The following is a 15826-nucleotide window of genomic DNA, read 5'->3' as shown; positions in this document are numbered from 1 at the left end:
GCACGCCGCGATGGCGTGGAAGTAGCGGAAGAAGAGCCGAACCCCATGTCCGCACCGAATAAGACCTACGACCCGGTGGAGGTCGAAGTGCTCAAGCCCGAGGCCGTCGAGCGCGCCCGGGACGAGGCACTGGCCGCCGTCGCCGCGGCCGCCGATCTCGACGCCCTGCACGAGGCGGAGATCGCCCACGCGAAGGACCGCTCGCCGCTGGCGCTGGCCAACCGCGAGATCGGCGCGCTGCCCCCGGCCGCGAAGGCCGACGCGGGCAAGCGGGTCGGCCAGGCCCGCGCCGCCGTGTCCAAGGCCGTCGTCGCACGCCGCGCCGAGCTCGAGGCCGAGCGCGACACCCGGGTGCTCGTCGAGGAGTCCGTCGACGTCACGCTGCCCTGGGACCGCACGCCGCGCGGCGGCCGGCACCCGCTGACCACCCTCACCGAGCGCGTCGCAGAGGTCTTCGGCGCCCTCGGCTGGGAGGTCAACGACGGTCCGGAGGTCGAGGCCGAGTGGATGAACTTCGACGCCCTGAACATCTCCAGGGACCACCCGGCGCGCAGTCCGCAGGACACATTCTTCATCGACACCCCGGGCTACGACCCGGACGAGGACGACGGCCGCGACTCGCTGATCCTGCGCACCCAGACCTCCCCGGTGCAGATCCGCACGATGCTCAGGCGGCAGCCGCCGCTGCACATGGTCGCCATCGGCCGCACCTTCCGCACCGACGCCCTGGACGCCACGCACACCCCGGTCTTCAACCAGATCGAGGGCCTGGTCGTGGACGAGGGCATCGGCATGGCCGACCTCAAGGGCACCCTGGACTACTTCGTGCAGGAGATGTTCGGCGCCGATCTGAAGTCCCGGCTGCGCCCGAACTACTTCCCGTTCACCGAGCCGAGCGCCGAGCTCGACATGCAGTGCTTCGTCTGCCACGGCGCGTCCGTCGGCGACCCGGACAACCCCTGCCGCACCTGTTCCTCCGAGGGCTGGATCGAGCTCGGCGGCTGCGGCGTGGTCAACCCGCGGGTGCTGGTGTCCGCGGGCATCGACCCGAACCGGTACAGCGGCTTCGCGTTCGGCATCGGTCTCGAGCGGACCCTGATGTTCCGGCACGGCATCGCGGACATGCACGACATCGTCGAGGGTGACGTCCGCTTCACCCTCCCGTTCGGAGTGGAAATCTGATGCGCGTCCCCCTTTCCTGGCTGCGCGAGTACGTCGACCTGCCCGCCGAGGTCTCCGGCCGCGAGCTGGCAGAGCGGCTGATCCCGATCGGCTTCGAGGTCGAGACGGTGCACCAGTCCGGCGCCGGGCTGACCGGGCCGCTCGTCGTCGGCCGGGTCCTGGAGATCGAGGAGCTGACCGGCTTCAAGAAGCCGATCCGCTACTGCCAGGTCGAGGTCGGCCCCGAGCAGGGCGGCGTGCGCGGCATCGTCTGCGGCGCACGGAACTTCAAGGCCGGCGACAAGATCGTCGCCGCGCTGCCCGGTGCGGTGCTGCCCGGTGACTTCAAGATCGCCGCGCGCAAGACCTACGACCACGTGTCCGACGGCATGATCTGCTCGGCCCGCGAACTCGGCCTCGGCGAGGACCACACCGGCATCATCGTGCTGCCCTCCGACGTCACCGTCGGCGCGGACGCGATCGAGCTGCTCGGCATCCGCGACGAGGTGCTGGACATCGCCGTGACCACGGACCGCGGCTACTGCCTGTCCATGCGCGGCATGGCCCGGGAGACCGCGATCGCCTACGGTATGACGCTGCGCGACCCGGCGCTGCTCGACACCCCCGCGCCGACGAGCGACGGCTTCCCGGTCACGCTCGCCGACCCGACCGGCTGCGACCGCTTCGTCGCCCGGATCGTGCGCGGCATCGACCCGCTGGCCACCAGTCCGCTGTGGATGCAGCGGCGGATCCAGCTCGCCGGGATGCGTCCGATCTCGCTGATCGTGGACATCACGAACTACGTGATGATCGAGATCGGCCAGCCGCTGCACGCCTACGACCTGCACCGGCTGACCGGCGGGATCACGGTGCGGCGCGCCGCGGCGGGGGAGAAGCTGACCACGCTGGACGCCGCCGAGCGTGAGCTGAACCCCGCGGACCTGCTCATCACCGACGAGTCCGGGCCGATCGGCCTCGCCGGCGTGATGGGCGGCGCCTCCACCGAGGTGCACGAGGGCACCGTCGACGTGCTGATCGAGGCCGCGCACTTCGCCCCGGCGACGATCGCGCGCACCGCCCGCCGGCACAAGCTGCCGTCCGAGGCCTCCCGCCGCTTCGAGCGGGCGGTGGACCCGAACGCGGCGGCCGCCGCGGCCCAGCGCGCCGTGGACCTGCTGGTGCTGCTCGGGCACGCCGAGGCGGACCCGGAGGTCACGGTCGCCTCGACGCGGCCGCATCCGTCCGCGCCGATCGTGATCGACGCGGGGCTCCCGGGTCGCGTCGCCGGGCTCGAATACGGGCGCAGCGCCGTCGTGCGCCGCCTCCAGGAGGTCGGCTGCACGGTCGAGGGCTCGGACCAGCTCTCGGTGACTCCGCCGTCCTGGCGGCCGGACCTGACCGACCCGAACGACCTGGCCGAGGAGGTCATCCGGCTCGAGGGCTACGACCGGATCCCGTCGCGGCTGCCGACCGCCCCGCGCGGCCGTGGCCTGACGCTGCGTCAGCGGCTGCACCGCCGGGTCGGCCGCGCGCTGGCCGACGCGGGCTACGTCGAGGTGCTGAACTACCCGTTCGTCGGCAAGGCCGAACTGGACGCGATGGGGGTGCCCGAGGACGACGCCCGACGCAGCGCCCTGACGGTCGTGAACCCGATCTCGGACGAGCACCCGCTGCTGCGTACCACGCTGCTGCCAGGCCTGTTCGCGACGCTGCGGCGCAACGTGGGCCGCGGCTTCTCGGACGTCGCGCTGTTCGAGACCGGCCTGGTCTACCAGCCGCGCCCGGGCGCCACGGCCCCGCCGCGGCTGCCGGTGGACCGCCGTCCTTCAGGCGAGGAGCTGGCCGCGCTCGAGGCAGCGCTGCCGGACCAGCCGCGGCACGTCGCCGCCGTGCTCACCGGCACCTGGGAGCGCGCCGGCTGGTGGGGCGGGGGCCGCGAGGCGACCTGGGCCGACGCGATCGAGGCGGCCCGCACGGTCGCCGCGGCCTGCGGTGCCGAGCTGACGGTGGACCAGGAGCAGTACGAGCCCTGGCACCCGGGCCGCTGCGCGGTGCTCTCGCTGGACGAGCGCATCGTCGGCTACGCCGGCGAGCTGCACCCGAAGGTCCTCGAGGCGCTCGGGCTGCCGCCGCGCACCTGCGCGATGGAGCTCAACCTCGACGCGCTGACGCCGGAGACCGAGGTCAACGTGCGCGGCCCGGAGGTCTCCGCGTTCCCGGTCGCGGCGGTGGACGTCGCGCTCGTGGTCTCCCGCGAGGTCCCGGCGGCCGACGTGGAATCGGCGCTGGTCGAAGGGGCGGGCCCGCTGCTGGAGTCGGTGCGCCTGTTCGACGTGTACGAGGGCGAGCGGGTCCAGGAGGGCACCAAGTCCCTCGCGTTCTCGCTCCGGCTGCGCGCCACCGACCGCACGCTCAAGGCCGACGAGGTCGCGGCCGTCCGCGACGCCGCGGTCGCCTCGGCCACGCGCCACACCGGCGCCGCGCTGCGCGGCTGATCGCCGCTCCACCGCGGATCACCGCAGATCAGAAAATGAGTTGCCCGGGCCAGCGCGGCCCGGGCACTCTGCTTTCTGTACCTGTTGCCTGCCCAAGGAGCTCCGTAGTGCTGATTCGTGAGACGAGTCGCGTTTCCACCTCGACCTCTCACGACCACGGAGCCCACCTTGCATGCCGCATCGCAACTCTCGTACCTCAAGGCCACCGGCCTTTCGCTCGCCTTCCACGCTGAACCGCTGTTCGACGGCCTGTCCCTAGCCCTCGGCGCGGGCGACCGGGTCGCGCTCGTCGGCCCGAACGGCGTCGGCAAGTCCACGCTGCTGAAGATCCTCGCCGGACGGCTCGCGGCCACCGAGGGCCGCGTGGAGCTCGGCCCGAACGCCCGTCTCGGCTACTTCGCCCAGCAGGTCCCGGACCCCGCCGAGACGGTCGGCGGCTTCGTCCGCTCCGCCCTCGCCGAGACCTTCGACATCGAGTCCCGGCTGCGCGAGCTCGAATCCCGCCTCTCCGACGGCGACACGAGTGCCCTCGGTGAATACGGAACGCTCCTCGAGCGCTTCGAAGCCCTCGACGGCTGGACGGCCGAGGCGCGCGTGGCCGACGTGCGCCACCGTCTCGACGTCGCCCACTTGCCGGATGACGCCAAGCTCGCGCAGGTCAGCGGCGGCGAGCAGGCACGACTCATGCTCGCTCGCGTTCTCCTCGCCGATCCGACCGTCCTGCTGCTCGACGAGCCGACGAACCACCTCGACGCCGACGCGATCGACTGGCTCGCCGACTTCCTCGCCCGATTCACCGGCGGCATCCTCGTCATCAGCCACGACCGCGCGTTCCTCGACCGCATGGCGAACCGCGTGATCGAGCTCGACGGCATCCACGACGAGCTGCAGGAATACGAGGGCGGATACACGGCGTACAAGGCCGAGAAGCAGGCGCGCTGGCAGAAACTACTGCTCGACTACGAAGCACAGGAGAAGCAGCGCGCGCGGCTGGCCGCCGACATCGAGGCGACGAAGGGCCACGCGTTGGCCACCGAGACCGCGACGACGCACGACCACTGGCGCCGCATCGCCAAGAAGGTCGCGAAGAAGGCGAAGGTAAGGGAGCGGCGGCTGGAGCGCGAACTGCAGTCGGCCCGCTGGATCGCCGAGCCGCAGACCCGCCCGACGCTCACCCTCGCGTTCGCCAAGACCAAGAAGCCACGCCACGAATTCGTCCTACAGGCCACCGACCTCGCGGTCACCGCGGGCCCCCGCACCCTGTTCACCGTCCCCTCGCTCGATATCCGCACCGGAGGCAGGGTCCTGATCACCGGCCCCAACGGCGCCGGAAAGTCCTCACTGCTGAACGAGATCGCCGCCCGCCTGCCGGAGGCCGGCGTTCTCCCGCAGACCCACGACCACCTGCGTCTCGACACGGCCGTGATCGACTACTTCCGATCGAGGGTCCCCATCTACCCCGAGGACGCCGAGCAGATCCTGACGGGGTATCTCTTCGCCGAGGATCAGTGGCACGCCCCGCTACGCACCCTGAGCGCGGGCGAACTGCGGAGACTGCTGCTGGCGATCGTGGTCAACCAGGGAGCGCGCGTCCTGCTGCTCGACGAGCCGACGAACTACCTCGACTTCGACTCGCTGGACGTCATCGAGCGTGCTCTCACCGCGTTCACCGGCACGATCGTCTCCGTCACGCACGACCGCTACTTCGCCGACGCCATCGGCTTCAAGACGCATTGGCGGGTGGCCGACGGCAGGCTCGACGAGGACTGATCGCGCTCACCGCGCAGCGCCGCCGGTACGTGTCAGCGCCGCCTGCCCTTGTCTCTGACCCAGACCTTGGCGGCGCTGGGCAGGTGGAACCGGGTGCGCGGCCACCTTCCCCGTGCCCGGCGCGCGTGCGGCCCGGGGCGGCACGGCTCGACAGGCAGGGCACGGCGCGGTACCCCCGCGAGCACCACCTCGAGGTCGACCGCGAACCCGGCCGGCTCGTTCAGCCCCGGCGCGAGCCCGATTCCGGCGCCGGCCGCCGAAACGCGGCTGCGTTCGAACCCGGCCGAAGCACCGGCGCCCGGATGGCGGGACGCTCGTCTCAGCGCACTCATACCGGCCAAGGTAGCGTGCGATTCCGGAATTCGCGCGGGATTTATTTTCCGGGCGCCGCACCGGAATTCTCGTTGGCCCACAGCGTGAGCCGTGGTTGAGTAGACCAGTTGCTGCTCGCGGTGGCGCAGTACGAGGCGGATCGCGTCTTGGCCGACCAGCAGCCATATCTGGGCCGTCTGGACTCATGGCAGGCCTGGTACCGCTGGCGTGACACGGTCGTGGCGCGGTACGAGACGCAGGGCGACCAGTGCCCGATGGGGTCGCTGTTCCAGTACATCGGGCGTTCAACGCCGGGAGCGCGAGCGATTGTCGTCGAACTGATGCGCCAGTGGCAGCAGAGCCTGGCCGTCGGGATCCAGGCGCTGCAGGACCGAGGCCTGATCGGCGCGCAGCTCGACGTCGAGCAGGCTGCCGCCGCATTGCTCGCCGGGATCCAGGGAGGCGTGTCGCTCCTGCTCTCGACCGGGCAGTCCGTTCATCTCCGCGCCGCCCTGGACTTCGGAATCACGCAGCTGCGCTCAACCGCACCCCGCTCCGCGTGAGCATGTGAGTGTGTGAGTGCAAGAAACGCCCGTCTCGCGTGGCCCATGGCATAGTCTTCCGTTTTTCTGTATTCTCATGCCATGACGATTCGGATCGCGGTGGCCGGGGCGACCGGCTACGCGGGCGGGGAGATCCTCCGGCTCCTGCTCGCGCACCCCGCCGTGCTTGACGGCCGGGCCGAGCTGGGCACCTTGACCGCGGGCAAGAACGCGGGCTCGCTGCTGGTCGAGCACCAGCCGCACCTCGTCCCGCTGCATGATCGCGTGCTGGCGGCCACCAGCCGGGAGACCCTGGCCGGGCATGACGTCGTGTTCCTCGCGCTGCCGCACGGCCAGTCGGGCCAGGTCGCCGAGGAGCTCGGGCCGGAGGTGCTGGTCATCGACTGCGGCGCGGATTTCCGGCTGGAGCAGGCCGAGGCCTGGCAGCGCTTCTACGGCTCCGAGCACGCCGGGACCTGGCCGTACGGGCTGCCCGAGCTGCCCGGCGCGCGGGACGTGCTGCGCGGCACGAAGCGGGTCGCGGTGCCCGGCTGCTTTCCGACCGTCAGCACCCTGTCGCTCTATCCGGCGCTCGCCGCGGGTCTCGCCGAACCCGAGGTCGTGATCACCGCCGCGACCGGCACCTCCGGCGCGGGCAGGAGCCTCAAGCCCAACCTGCTCGGCTCCGAGGTGATGGGCAACGCCTCGGCCTACGGCGTGGGCGGCGCGCACCGGCACACCCCGGAGATCGTGCAGAACCTCGGCAAGGCCGCCGGGGAGCAGGTCAGGGTCTCCTTCACGCCCGTTCTGGTGCCGATGTCCCGTGGCATCCTCGCTTCGTGCACGGCCCCCGCGAAGCCCGGCGTGACGGTCGCCGACCTGCGCGCCGCGTATGAGAAGGCGTATGCGGACGAGCCGTTCGTCACTCTGCTGCCCGAGGGCAACTGGCCGCAGACCGCGTCCGTGCTCGGCTCGAATTCGGTCCACCTCCAGGTCGCGCTCGACGAGGCGGCCGGGCGGATCGTCGTCGTCGGCGCGGGGGACAACCTGGCGAAGGGCACCGCGGGTGGCGCGGTGCAGTGCATGAACCTCGCGCTCGGCCTGCCCGAGGGCGCCGGCCTGAGCACGGTCGGGGTCGCGCCGTGACACTGAACCTGTTCATTTCGACCACGAGCGGAGCGGCTTCGTGAGCCAAGAGAACAACCCGTCCGACAATCCGGGCGGTGGCGTCGGCGTCACCGCGGCCCTGGGCTTCCGCGCCTCCGGGATCGCCGCCGGGATCAAGTCCACCGGGCTGGCCGACCTGGCTCTCGTCGTCAACGACGGCCCGTCGCGCGCCGCCGCGGCAGTGTTCACCTCGAACCGGGTCAAGGCGGCCCCCGTGCTGTGGAGCGAGCAGGTCGTCAAGGGCGGCGAACTCGACGCCGTGATCCTCAACTCCGGCGGCGCCAACGCGTGCACCGGCCCCGAGGGCTTCCAGGACACGCACGCCACCGCCGAGCGGGTCGCGGAGGCATTGGACACCTCGGCCGCCCGCGTCGCCGTCTGCTCCACCGGCCTGATCGGCGTCCGGCTGCCGATGGACAAGCTGCTCGGCGGCCTGTTCGCCTCCGTCGGCTCGCTCGCCGCCACCGCCGAGGCCGGCGCCGACGCCGCCGAGGCCATCCGTACGACGGACACGCACGCCAAGACCGCCGTCGTCGAGCGCTCCGGCTACGTCGTCGGCGGCATGGCCAAGGGCGCCGGGATGCTCGCGCCGGGCCTGGCCACGATGCTCTGCGTGCTGACCACCGACGCCGCCGTCCCGCAGCCCGAGCTCGAGACGGCACTGCGCAGGGCCACTGCTCGTACTTTCGACCGGATCGACTCGGACGGCTGCATGTCGACCAACGACACGGTCATCCTGATGGCCTCCGGTTCCGCGGGCGTCGTCCCGGACCCCTGCGAATTCGCCGGCGCCGTCGAGGCCGTGTGCGCCGACCTGGCCAGGCAGCTGATCGCCGACGCCGAGGGCGCCTCGAAGGAGATCGAGATCGAGGTCGTCAACGCGGCCAGCGAGGCGGACGCGCTCGAGGTCGCCCGCTCGATCGCCCGCAACAACCTGCTCAAGTGCGCCTTCTACGGCGAGGATCCGAACTGGGGGCGCGTGCTGTCCGCCGTCGGGACCACGAACGCGAAGTTCGAGCCGGATGAGCTGTCCGTCGCGATCAACGGCGTCTGGGTCTGCCGCCGCGGCGGCGTCGGCGAGGGCCGGGAGCTGTGCGACCTGAGCGACCGCCACATCCACCTGGTCGTCGACCTCGCGTCCGGGTCCGAGACCGTCACCGTGTGGACGAACGACCTGACCAAGGAATACGTGCACGAGAATTCGGCGTACTCGTCATGAAGACGACCACGGTCACCAGCCGTTCTTCCGAAGCACTCGCCAAGGCGCATGTGCTCACCCAGGCGCTGCCCTGGCTCTCGAAATTCCACGGCGCGACCGTCGTGGTCAAGTTCGGCGGCAACGCCATGATCGACGAGGACCTGAAGCGCGCCTTCGCGCAGGATGTCGTCTTCCTGCGCTACGCGGGCCTGCGCCCGGTCGTCGTGCACGGCGGCGGCCCGCAGATCACCCGCGCCCTCGAGCGTTCCGGCATCGCCAGCGAGTTCGCCGGCGGGCTGCGGGTGACCACGCCCGAGGCGATGGACGTCGTCCGGATGGTGCTCACCGGCCAGGTGCAGCGCGAGATCGTCGGCCTGATCAACCAGCACGGCCCCTTCGCGATCGGCCTGTCCGGCGAGGACGCCAACACCATGACGGCCCGTCAGCGGCACGCCGTGGTCGACGGGCAGCATGTGGACATCGGCCGGGTCGGCGACGTGACCACGGTCGACCCGCAGGTCCTCGGCGCGCTGCTGGACGACGGGCGCATCCCGGTCATCTCCAGCGTCGCCCGAGCCGAGGACGGCGGGGTCTACAACGTCAACGCGGACACCGCGGCCGCGGCGCTCGCCGTCGGGCTCCAGGCGGAGAAGCTCGTCGTGCTCACCGACGTCGAGGGCCTCTATGCCGACTGGCCGGCCTCCGACGAGGTGGTCAGCCAGCTCGACGCGGACGAACTGGAGAAGCTGCTGCCGAGCCTGACCTCCGGCATGGTCCCGAAGATGGAGGCCTGCCTGCGCGCGGTACGCGGCGGCGTGGGCGCGGCGCACGTACTCGACGGCCGCGTGCAGCACTCACTGCTGCTCGAGGTATTCACGGATGAGGGGATCGGCACGATGGTGGTACCGGCGGCATGACCGAGACGCATACGAACATCGAACCCACGCCCGGCATCGACGCCGCGCGCGCCGAGGCGCTGCCCGAACTGCACGCGCACGGCGGCCTGTCCGCCGAGTGGACCTCGCGCTACACCGATGTCCTGATGAACAACTTCGGCACTCCGAAGCGGGTGTTCGTCCGCGGCGAGGGCGCGCAACTGTGGGACGCCGACGGCCGCCGCTACCTGGACCTGTTCGCGGGCATCGCGGTCAACGCGCTGGGCCACGCCCATCCGCTCATCGTCAACGCCGTCACCGCGCAGCTGACCACGCTGGGCCACGTCGGCAACTTCTTCGCCACCGCCCCGCAGGTCGCGCTCGCCGAGCGGCTCGTCGCGCTGGCCGGCGGAGGCGCGCGGGTCTGCTTCGCCAACTCCGGCGCCGAGGCGAACGAGGCCGCGTTCAAGCTCACCCGGCTCACCGGCCGCACCAAGGTGCTCGCCGCCGAGGGCGGCTTCCACGGCCGGACCATGGGCGCCCTCGCGCTGACCGGCAAGCCCGCCATCCGCGAACCCTTCGAGCCGCTGCCAGGCGGGGTCGAGTTCGTGCCCTTCGGCGACGTGGCGGCGCTCGAGGCCGCGATCGACGACGAGACCGCGGCGTTCTTCGTCGAGCCGATCCAGGGCGAGCGCGGCGTGCTGCCGGCCCCGCCCGGCTACCTCGAGGCGGCGCGGGAGCTGACGGAACGTCACGGCGCATTGCTCGTCCTCGACGAGGTGCAGACCGGCATCGGCCGCGTCGGCGAGTGGTTCGCCTTCCAGCAGGCCGGGATCCGCCCGGACGTCGTCACCCTCGCCAAGGGCCTCGGCGGCGGCCTGCCGATCGGCGCCTGCCTCGCCTTCGGACCGGCCAAGGACCTGTTCAACCCCGGTTCGCACGGCTCGACCTTCGCGGGCAACCCGGTCGCCTGCGCCGCCGGCCTCGCGGTGCTCCACGCCATCGAGCGCGACGGGCTGCTCGCCCGCGTCCGCGAGGTCGGCGCCCGCTTGCGCGAGGGCATCCTCGGCTTCGAACACCCGGCCGTGCTGGACGTGCGCGGCTCCGGGCTGCTGCTCGCGATCCAGCTCAGGCAGGAGAAGTCGGCCGCGGTGGCCGACGCGGCGCTGGACGCGGGCTTCATCGTCAATGCCGTCGCCCCCGACGCGGTCCGGATCGCCCCGCCGCTGATCCTGACGGTCGAACAGGCCGAGGAGTTCCTCGCCGCGCTGCCCAAGCTGCTCGACCACGCCCTCGACGGAGCGTCCTGATGCTCCGCCGGAACCCCGCGTCCGCCGCCCGAGCGCATACTCTTGCCCCCGAACCCGCCGCCGCACCCTCCGCACCCGCCTAGGAAGCGCAGACCGATGACGACCCGACACTTCCTCCGAGACGACGACCTCAGCCCGGCCGAGCAGGCCGAGGTGCTCGAACTCGCCGCCATACTCAAGGCGGAGCCCCTCGCCCACCCGGTGCTCGCCGGGCCGCGCGCGGTCGCGGTGCTGTTCGACAAGCCGTCCACCCGGACCCGGGTCTCCTTCTCGGTCGGCATCGCCCAGCTCGGCGGCTACCCGCTCGTCATCGACGCCGGCAGCAGCCAGCTCGGCCGTGGCGAGCCGATCGAGGACACCACGCGGGTGCTCGAGCGGCAGGTGGCGGCCATCGTCTGGCGCACGTTCGAACAGCGCAGGATCGAGCGGATGGCCGCGATCAGCGCCGTCCCCGTCATCAATGCCTTGACGGATGAGTTCCATCCCTGCCAGATCCTCGCGGACCTGCAGACCATCCGCGAGCGCAAGGGCGCACTCGCCGGGCTCACCATGACCTACCTCGGCGACGGCGCCAACAACATGGCGCACTCCTACCTCCTCGGCGGCGCCACCGCGGGCATGCACGTGCGCGTCGGCACGCCCGCGGCCTACCAGCCGAAGCCCGAGTTCCTCGCCGACGCCGCCCGCATCGCCGCTGAGACCGGCGGGTCCGTGCGGATCACCGCCGACCCGAAGGTCGCGGCCGAGGGCGCGGACGTGCTCGTCACCGACACCTGGGTGTCCATGGGCCAGGAGGACGAGAAGTCCGAGCGCGCCTCCGTCTTCGAGCCCTACGCGCTCGACGAGCCCGCGCTCGCCCTCGCCGCCTCGGACGCGATCGTTCTGCACTGCCTGCCCGCGTACCGCGGAAAGGAGATCGCCGCCTCGGTCATCGACGGACCACAGTCCGCCGTCTGGGACGAGGCGGAGAACCGGCTGCACGCCCAGAAGGCGCTGCTCGCCTACCTGCTCGGCCATCGAAAGGAAACCCTGTGACGCCCCCCGCCATGTCCCGCTCAGCGAAGGAAGGCCGCGCGAACGCCGCCGAAGCGGAGCAGAGTCCGGCCGAGGCCGCCATGGAGGGCGCCACGGCCACCGTGGTCAACACCCGCCGGGCCCGCCACCAGCGCATCGCCGACCTGCTCGGCAAGCACCAGGTGCGCTCCCAGTCCGCGCTCTCCGAACTGCTCGCCGCCGAGGGCTTCACGGTCACCCAGGCCACCCTCTCCCGCGACCTCGACGAACTCGGCGCCATGCGCATCCGGGACAACGACGGCGCGCTGATCTACGCGCTGCGCAGCGAGGGCGGCGACGGCGCGCCACGCCCCGCGACCGAATCCGGCGAGCTGGAGACCCGGCTGCGCCGACTGCTCGGCGAACTGCTGGTGACGGCCGAGGGCTCGGCGAACCTCGTCGTGCTGCGCACCCCGCCCGGCGCCGCCCAGTTCCTCGCCTCAGCCCTCGACCACGCCGACCGGCACGGCGTGACCGCCGGGGTCATGGGCACCATCGCGGGCGACGACACGGTCCTGGTGATCTGCCGCGACCCGCAGGGCGGGCCCGACCTCGCCCGCCGGCTCAGCGCGGCCGCGAGCTGAGCCGTCCCCCGCACTCCTCTCCGCAGCAAGGAAGAACCTGATGACCTCGCCCGACAAGCCCTCGACCAATCTGCTCTGGAGCTCCCGGTTCTCCAGCGGCCCGAGCGAGGCCCTGGCCGCGCTGTCCGCGAGCGTGCACTACGACTGGCGGCTGGCCGGGTACGACCTCGCCGGCTCCCGGGCGCACGCCCGCGCGCTGCACCGCGCCGGGCTGCTCACCGACGAGGAGCTCGAGGGCATGCTCGCCGGCCTGGACAAGCTGGAGCAGGACGTTGAATCAGGCTCCTTCCAGCCCACCCTGGCCGACGAGGACTGCCACACCGCGCTCGAGCGCGGCCTGATCGAGCGGATCGGCCCGCAGCTCGGCGGCAAGCTGCGGGCCGGGCGCTCCCGCAACGACCAGATCGCCACGCTCGGCCGGATGTTCCTGCGCGAGCACGCCCGGGTCATCGGCGGTCTGCTCGCCGACCTGCAGCAGGCGCTCGCCGACCAGGCCGAGGCGCACTTCGAGGTCGTCATGCCGGGCCGCACCCACCTGCAGCACGCGCAGCCGGTCCTGCTGGCCCACCACCTGCTCGCCCACGTGCACGCGCTCGGCCGGGACGCCGACCGGCTGCACGACTGGGACCGGCGCACCGACGTATCGCCCTACGGCGGCGGAGCGCTCGCCGGTTCGACCCTCGGCCTCGACCCGAGCGCCGTCGCCGCCGAGCTCGGCTTCAGCGCCAGCAGCGCCAACTCCATCGACGGCACCGCCTCCCGCGACTACGTGGCCGAGTTCGCCTTCGTGGCCGCGATGATCGGCGTGGACGTCTCCCGGATCGCGGAGGAGATCATCCTCTGGACCACCAGGGAGTTCGGCTTCGCCACGCTGGACGACGCGTACGCCACCGGCTCCTCGATCATGCCGCAGAAGAAGAACCCGGACATCGCCGAGCTCGCGCGCGGCAAGGCGGGCCGGCTCATCGGCAACGTCTCCGGGCTGCTGGCCACGTTCAAGGCGCTGCCGCTGGCCTACAACCGGGACCTGCAGGAGGACAAGGAGCCGGTCTTCGACTCCGTGGACACCCTCGAGGTGCTGCTGCCCGCGTTCACCGGGATGATCGCCACGCTCACCTTCCACGGCGAGCGGATGGCCGAACTCGCTCCGCAGGGCTTCTCGCTCGCCACGGATGTGGCCGAGTGGCTGGTGAAGCAGGGCGTGCCGTTCAAGGTGGCGCACGAGGTGGCCGGCGCCTCGGTCCAGTACTGCGAGGCCCGCGGCATCGAGCTGTCCGACCTCACCGACGAGGACCTGGCCGCGATCGACCCCAAGCTCACCCCCGAGGTCAGGCAGGTGCTCACCGTCCCCGGCTCGGTCGCCTCCCGCGACGGCCGCGGCGGCACGGCCCCGGCCCGGGTCCGCGAGCAGCTCGCGGAGGTCCGGGCGGTAATCGCGCAGCAGCGGGCCTGGCTCGGTCAGTAGGCTGGAGGCGGACGACCTGACCCAGAGAGAGTGGATACCGTGACCGACATCGTCGATGAACTGAAGTGGCGGGGCCTGATCGCCCTGTCCACCGACGAGGAAGCGCTGCGCAAAGCCTTCGCCGACGGACCGGTCACCTTCTATTGCGGCTTCGACCCGACCGCGCCGAGCCTGCACATGGGCAACCTGGTGCAACTGCTCACGATGCGCCGGATCCAGGACGCCGGGAATTTCCCGCTGGGCCTCGTGGGCGGCTCCACCGGCCTGATCGGCGACCCGAAGCCGAACTCCGAGCGGACGCTCAACTCCAAGGAGATCGTCGCGGAGTGGGTGGAGAAGCTGCGCGGCCAGGTCAGCAACATCCTCGACTTCGAGGGCGAATACGCGGCGCGCATCGTCAACAACCTGGACTGGACCGCGCCGATCTCCGCGATCGACTTCCTGCGTGATATCGGGAAGCACTTCCGGGTCGGCAAGATGCTCTCCAAGGACGCGGTCGCCGCGCGGCTGAACTCCGAGGCCGGCATCAGCTACACCGAGTTCTCCTACCAGATCCTGCAGGGGCTGGACTTCCTGGAGCTCTACCGGCAGTACGGCTGCACGCTGCAGACCGGCGGCAGCGACCAATGGGGCAACCTGACCGCGGGCGTGGATCTGATCCACAAGGCGGAGAGCGCCACCGTGCACGTGATCGGCACGCCGCTGGTCACGAAGGCGGACGGCACGAAGTTCGGCAAGACCGAGACCGGCACGGTGTGGCTCGATCCGGACATGATGTCGCCGTACGCCTTCTACCAGTTCTGGTTGAACGTCGAGGACGCCAAGGTCGTGGAATACCTCAAGATCTTCACCTTCCGCAGCCAGCGGGAGATCGAGGAGCTCGAGACCGCCACGAACGAGAAGCCCTTCCTGCGCCTGGCGCAGCGGGCCCTCGCCGAGGACGTGACCGGGCTGGTGCACGGCGCGGAGCACGTTCAGCGGGTGCAGGCCGCGAGCAAGGCGCTGTTCGGCCAGGGCGAGCTCGCCGAGCTGGACGAGCAGACCCTGCGCTCGGCGCTGGCCGAGCTGCCGACAGCCCAGGTGACCGAGCTGCGCCCGGTCTACGAGCTGTTGGCCGACACCGGCATCGTGGCCAGCCGCGGTGCCGCGCGTCGGGCGATCCAGGAGGGCGGCGCGTACCTCAACAACGCCAAGGTCGAGGAGCTCGAGGCCGAGCCCGCCGAGGCCGATCTGCTGCACGGCCGTTGGCTGCTGCTGCGTCGCGGCAAGAAGACCCTCGCCGCCGTGGAACTCGTGCGCTGAGCGCGAGTTCCGCAAGTTCGCAGGGCTGCTGGGTGACCAGGCCAGTTCCGTACCCCGCAGTGCACCGCTCGGGGTACGGAACGGGCCGTTCGCGTTCATCCGCCGGCGACTGACGGTGCGTCGGCCCGCACCTCCGCACCGGCCATATCAGAACCCTGGCTTCCCGATTTGACTCGGCTCCCCGGTCCGCCTAATGTTCATCGAGTCGCCGGAGCCGGTTCCAAGATCCGACACGGTGGCCGAGCTCCTGCTGGGTAGAGCGAGACGGTCCGGTCAAACGGCCGCCGAAGATCTGCTAAAGTAGGGACACCGCGAGGGGGCCGAACGGAAGATCGGCTCGAGTGCGGTAAACCCGAAGTGAGCGCCGATGAGGCGGGTGCTGGACGCTGTCCGGTCACTGCCTCATGAGTGTGTCTGTTTCTTGAGAACTCAACAGTGTGTCATTTGTCTATGATGCCAAATGTTTTGTTTGGCTGATTTGATCCCGACCTCCGTCGGGATGTTGATTGGCCAGGTATGGAATTCTTTTTTGGAGAGTTTGATCCTGGCTCAGGACGAACGCTGGCGGCGTGCTTAACACATGCAAGTCGAA

At 71.1% G+C, this 15826-nt stretch carries 12 protein-coding genes, 1 rRNA gene and 1 pseudogene; 13 read left to right on the top strand and 1 reads right to left on the bottom strand.

All coding sequences use genetic code 11. The features are described 5' to 3' along the window. Window positions 1-45 precede the first annotated feature (45 nt). The 3 genes from pheS to VG296_RS24755 all read left to right on the top strand — a co-directional run bounded on the left by pheS (window position 46) and on the right by VG296_RS24755 (window position 5426). Complete coding sequence (gene pheS / locus VG296_RS24765; protein WP_325569640.1) at window positions 46-1182, top strand: phenylalanine--tRNA ligase subunit alpha; 1137 nt, start codon at window positions 46-48, stop codon at window positions 1180-1182. Further along, entirely contained in the window at window positions 1182-3656 is a 2475-nt protein-coding gene (pheT, locus tag VG296_RS24760) for a phenylalanine--tRNA ligase subunit beta (protein ID WP_325569638.1), read from the top strand. The genes pheS and pheT overlap by 1 nt, the downstream gene beginning before the upstream one ends. Window positions 3657-3824: 168 nt before the next feature. Continuing rightward, window positions 3825-5426 (top strand): ABC-F family ATP-binding cassette domain-containing protein, encoded by a 1602-nt coding sequence (locus VG296_RS24755; RefSeq protein ID WP_325569636.1) that lies wholly within the window; start codon window positions 3825-3827, stop codon window positions 5424-5426. A 32-nt stretch (window positions 5427-5458) separates the two neighbouring features. Here VG296_RS24755 and VG296_RS24750 read toward each other — a convergent pair whose 3' ends face one another. Further along, window positions 5459-5758, bottom strand: a complete 300-nt coding sequence (locus VG296_RS24750) for a hypothetical protein (protein ID WP_325569634.1) — start codon at window positions 5756-5758, stop codon at window positions 5459-5461. Window positions 5759-5860: 102 nt separating this feature from the next. Between VG296_RS24750 and VG296_RS24745 the strand changes: the two are divergent. From VG296_RS24745 to VG296_RS24700, 10 genes and pseudogenes are all read left to right on the top strand, one after another. Then, window positions 5861-6301, top strand: a pseudogene (locus VG296_RS24745) (TetR family transcriptional regulator C-terminal domain-containing protein); the annotation flags it as partial. Between the two features lie 81 nt (window positions 6302-6382). After that, entirely contained in the window at window positions 6383-7426 is a 1044-nt protein-coding gene (argC, locus tag VG296_RS24740; protein ID WP_325569630.1) for an N-acetyl-gamma-glutamyl-phosphate reductase, read from the top strand. Window positions 7427-7466: 40 nt separating this feature from the next. Continuing rightward, a complete protein-coding gene (gene argJ / locus VG296_RS24735; RefSeq protein WP_325569628.1) occupies window positions 7467-8666 on the top strand; it encodes a bifunctional glutamate N-acetyltransferase/amino-acid acetyltransferase ArgJ in 1200 nt (399 codons plus the stop codon). Continuing rightward, complete coding sequence (argB, locus tag VG296_RS24730) at window positions 8663-9562, top strand: acetylglutamate kinase (RefSeq protein ID WP_325569626.1); 900 nt, start codon at window positions 8663-8665, stop codon at window positions 9560-9562. Before argJ ends, argB begins: the two co-directional genes overlap by 4 nt. Next, window positions 9559-10830 (top strand): acetylornithine transaminase, encoded by a 1272-nt coding sequence (locus VG296_RS24725; protein WP_325569624.1) that lies wholly within the window; start codon window positions 9559-9561, stop codon window positions 10828-10830. The genes argB and VG296_RS24725 overlap by 4 nt, the downstream gene beginning before the upstream one ends. Before the next feature lie 96 nt (window positions 10831-10926). Next, entirely contained in the window at window positions 10927-11865 is a 939-nt protein-coding gene (gene argF, locus VG296_RS24720) for an ornithine carbamoyltransferase (RefSeq protein ID WP_325569622.1), read from the top strand. A gap of 11 nt (window positions 11866-11876) precedes the next feature. Next, window positions 11877-12467 (top strand): arginine repressor, encoded by a 591-nt coding sequence (locus VG296_RS24715; RefSeq protein ID WP_325569620.1) that lies wholly within the window; start codon window positions 11877-11879, stop codon window positions 12465-12467. A 40-nt stretch (window positions 12468-12507) separates the two neighbouring features. Beyond that, complete coding sequence (argH, locus tag VG296_RS24710) at window positions 12508-13932, top strand: argininosuccinate lyase (protein WP_325569618.1); 1425 nt, start codon at window positions 12508-12510, stop codon at window positions 13930-13932. A gap of 39 nt (window positions 13933-13971) precedes the next feature. Continuing rightward, a complete protein-coding gene (tyrS, locus tag VG296_RS24705; protein WP_325569616.1) occupies window positions 13972-15234 on the top strand; it encodes a tyrosine--tRNA ligase in 1263 nt (420 codons plus the stop codon). A 526-nt stretch (window positions 15235-15760) separates the two neighbouring features. Next, a 16S ribosomal RNA gene (locus VG296_RS24700) occupies window positions 15761-15826 on the top strand; the annotation flags it as partial.

It is taken from the genome of Actinospica sp., assembly GCF_035552695.1.
In the GTDB taxonomy this organism is placed as follows: domain Bacteria; phylum Actinomycetota; class Actinomycetes; order Streptomycetales; family Catenulisporaceae; genus Actinospica.
This window is presented reverse-complemented; position numbering and strand designations above follow the sequence as displayed.

Excerpts from the sequence above, each read along its gene's own strand:
- argF (WP_325569622.1), top strand. The coding sequence starts at position 10,927 with ATGACGACCCGACACTTCCTCCGAGACGACGACCTCAGCCCGGCCGAG.
- VG296_RS24715 (WP_325569620.1), top strand. The coding sequence starts at position 11,877 with ATGTCCCGCTCAGCGAAGGAAGGCCGCGCGAACGCCGCCGAAGCGGAG.
- argH (WP_325569618.1), top strand. The coding sequence starts at position 12,508 with ATGACCTCGCCCGACAAGCCCTCGACCAATCTGCTCTGGAGCTCCCGG.
- argB (WP_325569626.1), top strand. The coding sequence starts at position 8,663 with ATGAAGACGACCACGGTCACCAGCCGTTCTTCCGAAGCACTCGCCAAG.
- VG296_RS24750 (WP_325569634.1), bottom strand. The coding sequence starts at position 5,758 with ATGAGTGCGCTGAGACGAGCGTCCCGCCATCCGGGCGCCGGTGCTTCG.
- pheS (WP_325569640.1), top strand. The coding sequence starts at position 46 with ATGTCCGCACCGAATAAGACCTACGACCCGGTGGAGGTCGAAGTGCTC.
- VG296_RS24725 (WP_325569624.1), top strand. The coding sequence starts at position 9,559 with ATGACCGAGACGCATACGAACATCGAACCCACGCCCGGCATCGACGCC.
- pheT (WP_325569638.1), top strand. The coding sequence starts at position 1,182 with ATGCGCGTCCCCCTTTCCTGGCTGCGCGAGTACGTCGACCTGCCCGCC.
- argC (WP_325569630.1), top strand. The coding sequence starts at position 6,383 with ATGACGATTCGGATCGCGGTGGCCGGGGCGACCGGCTACGCGGGCGGG.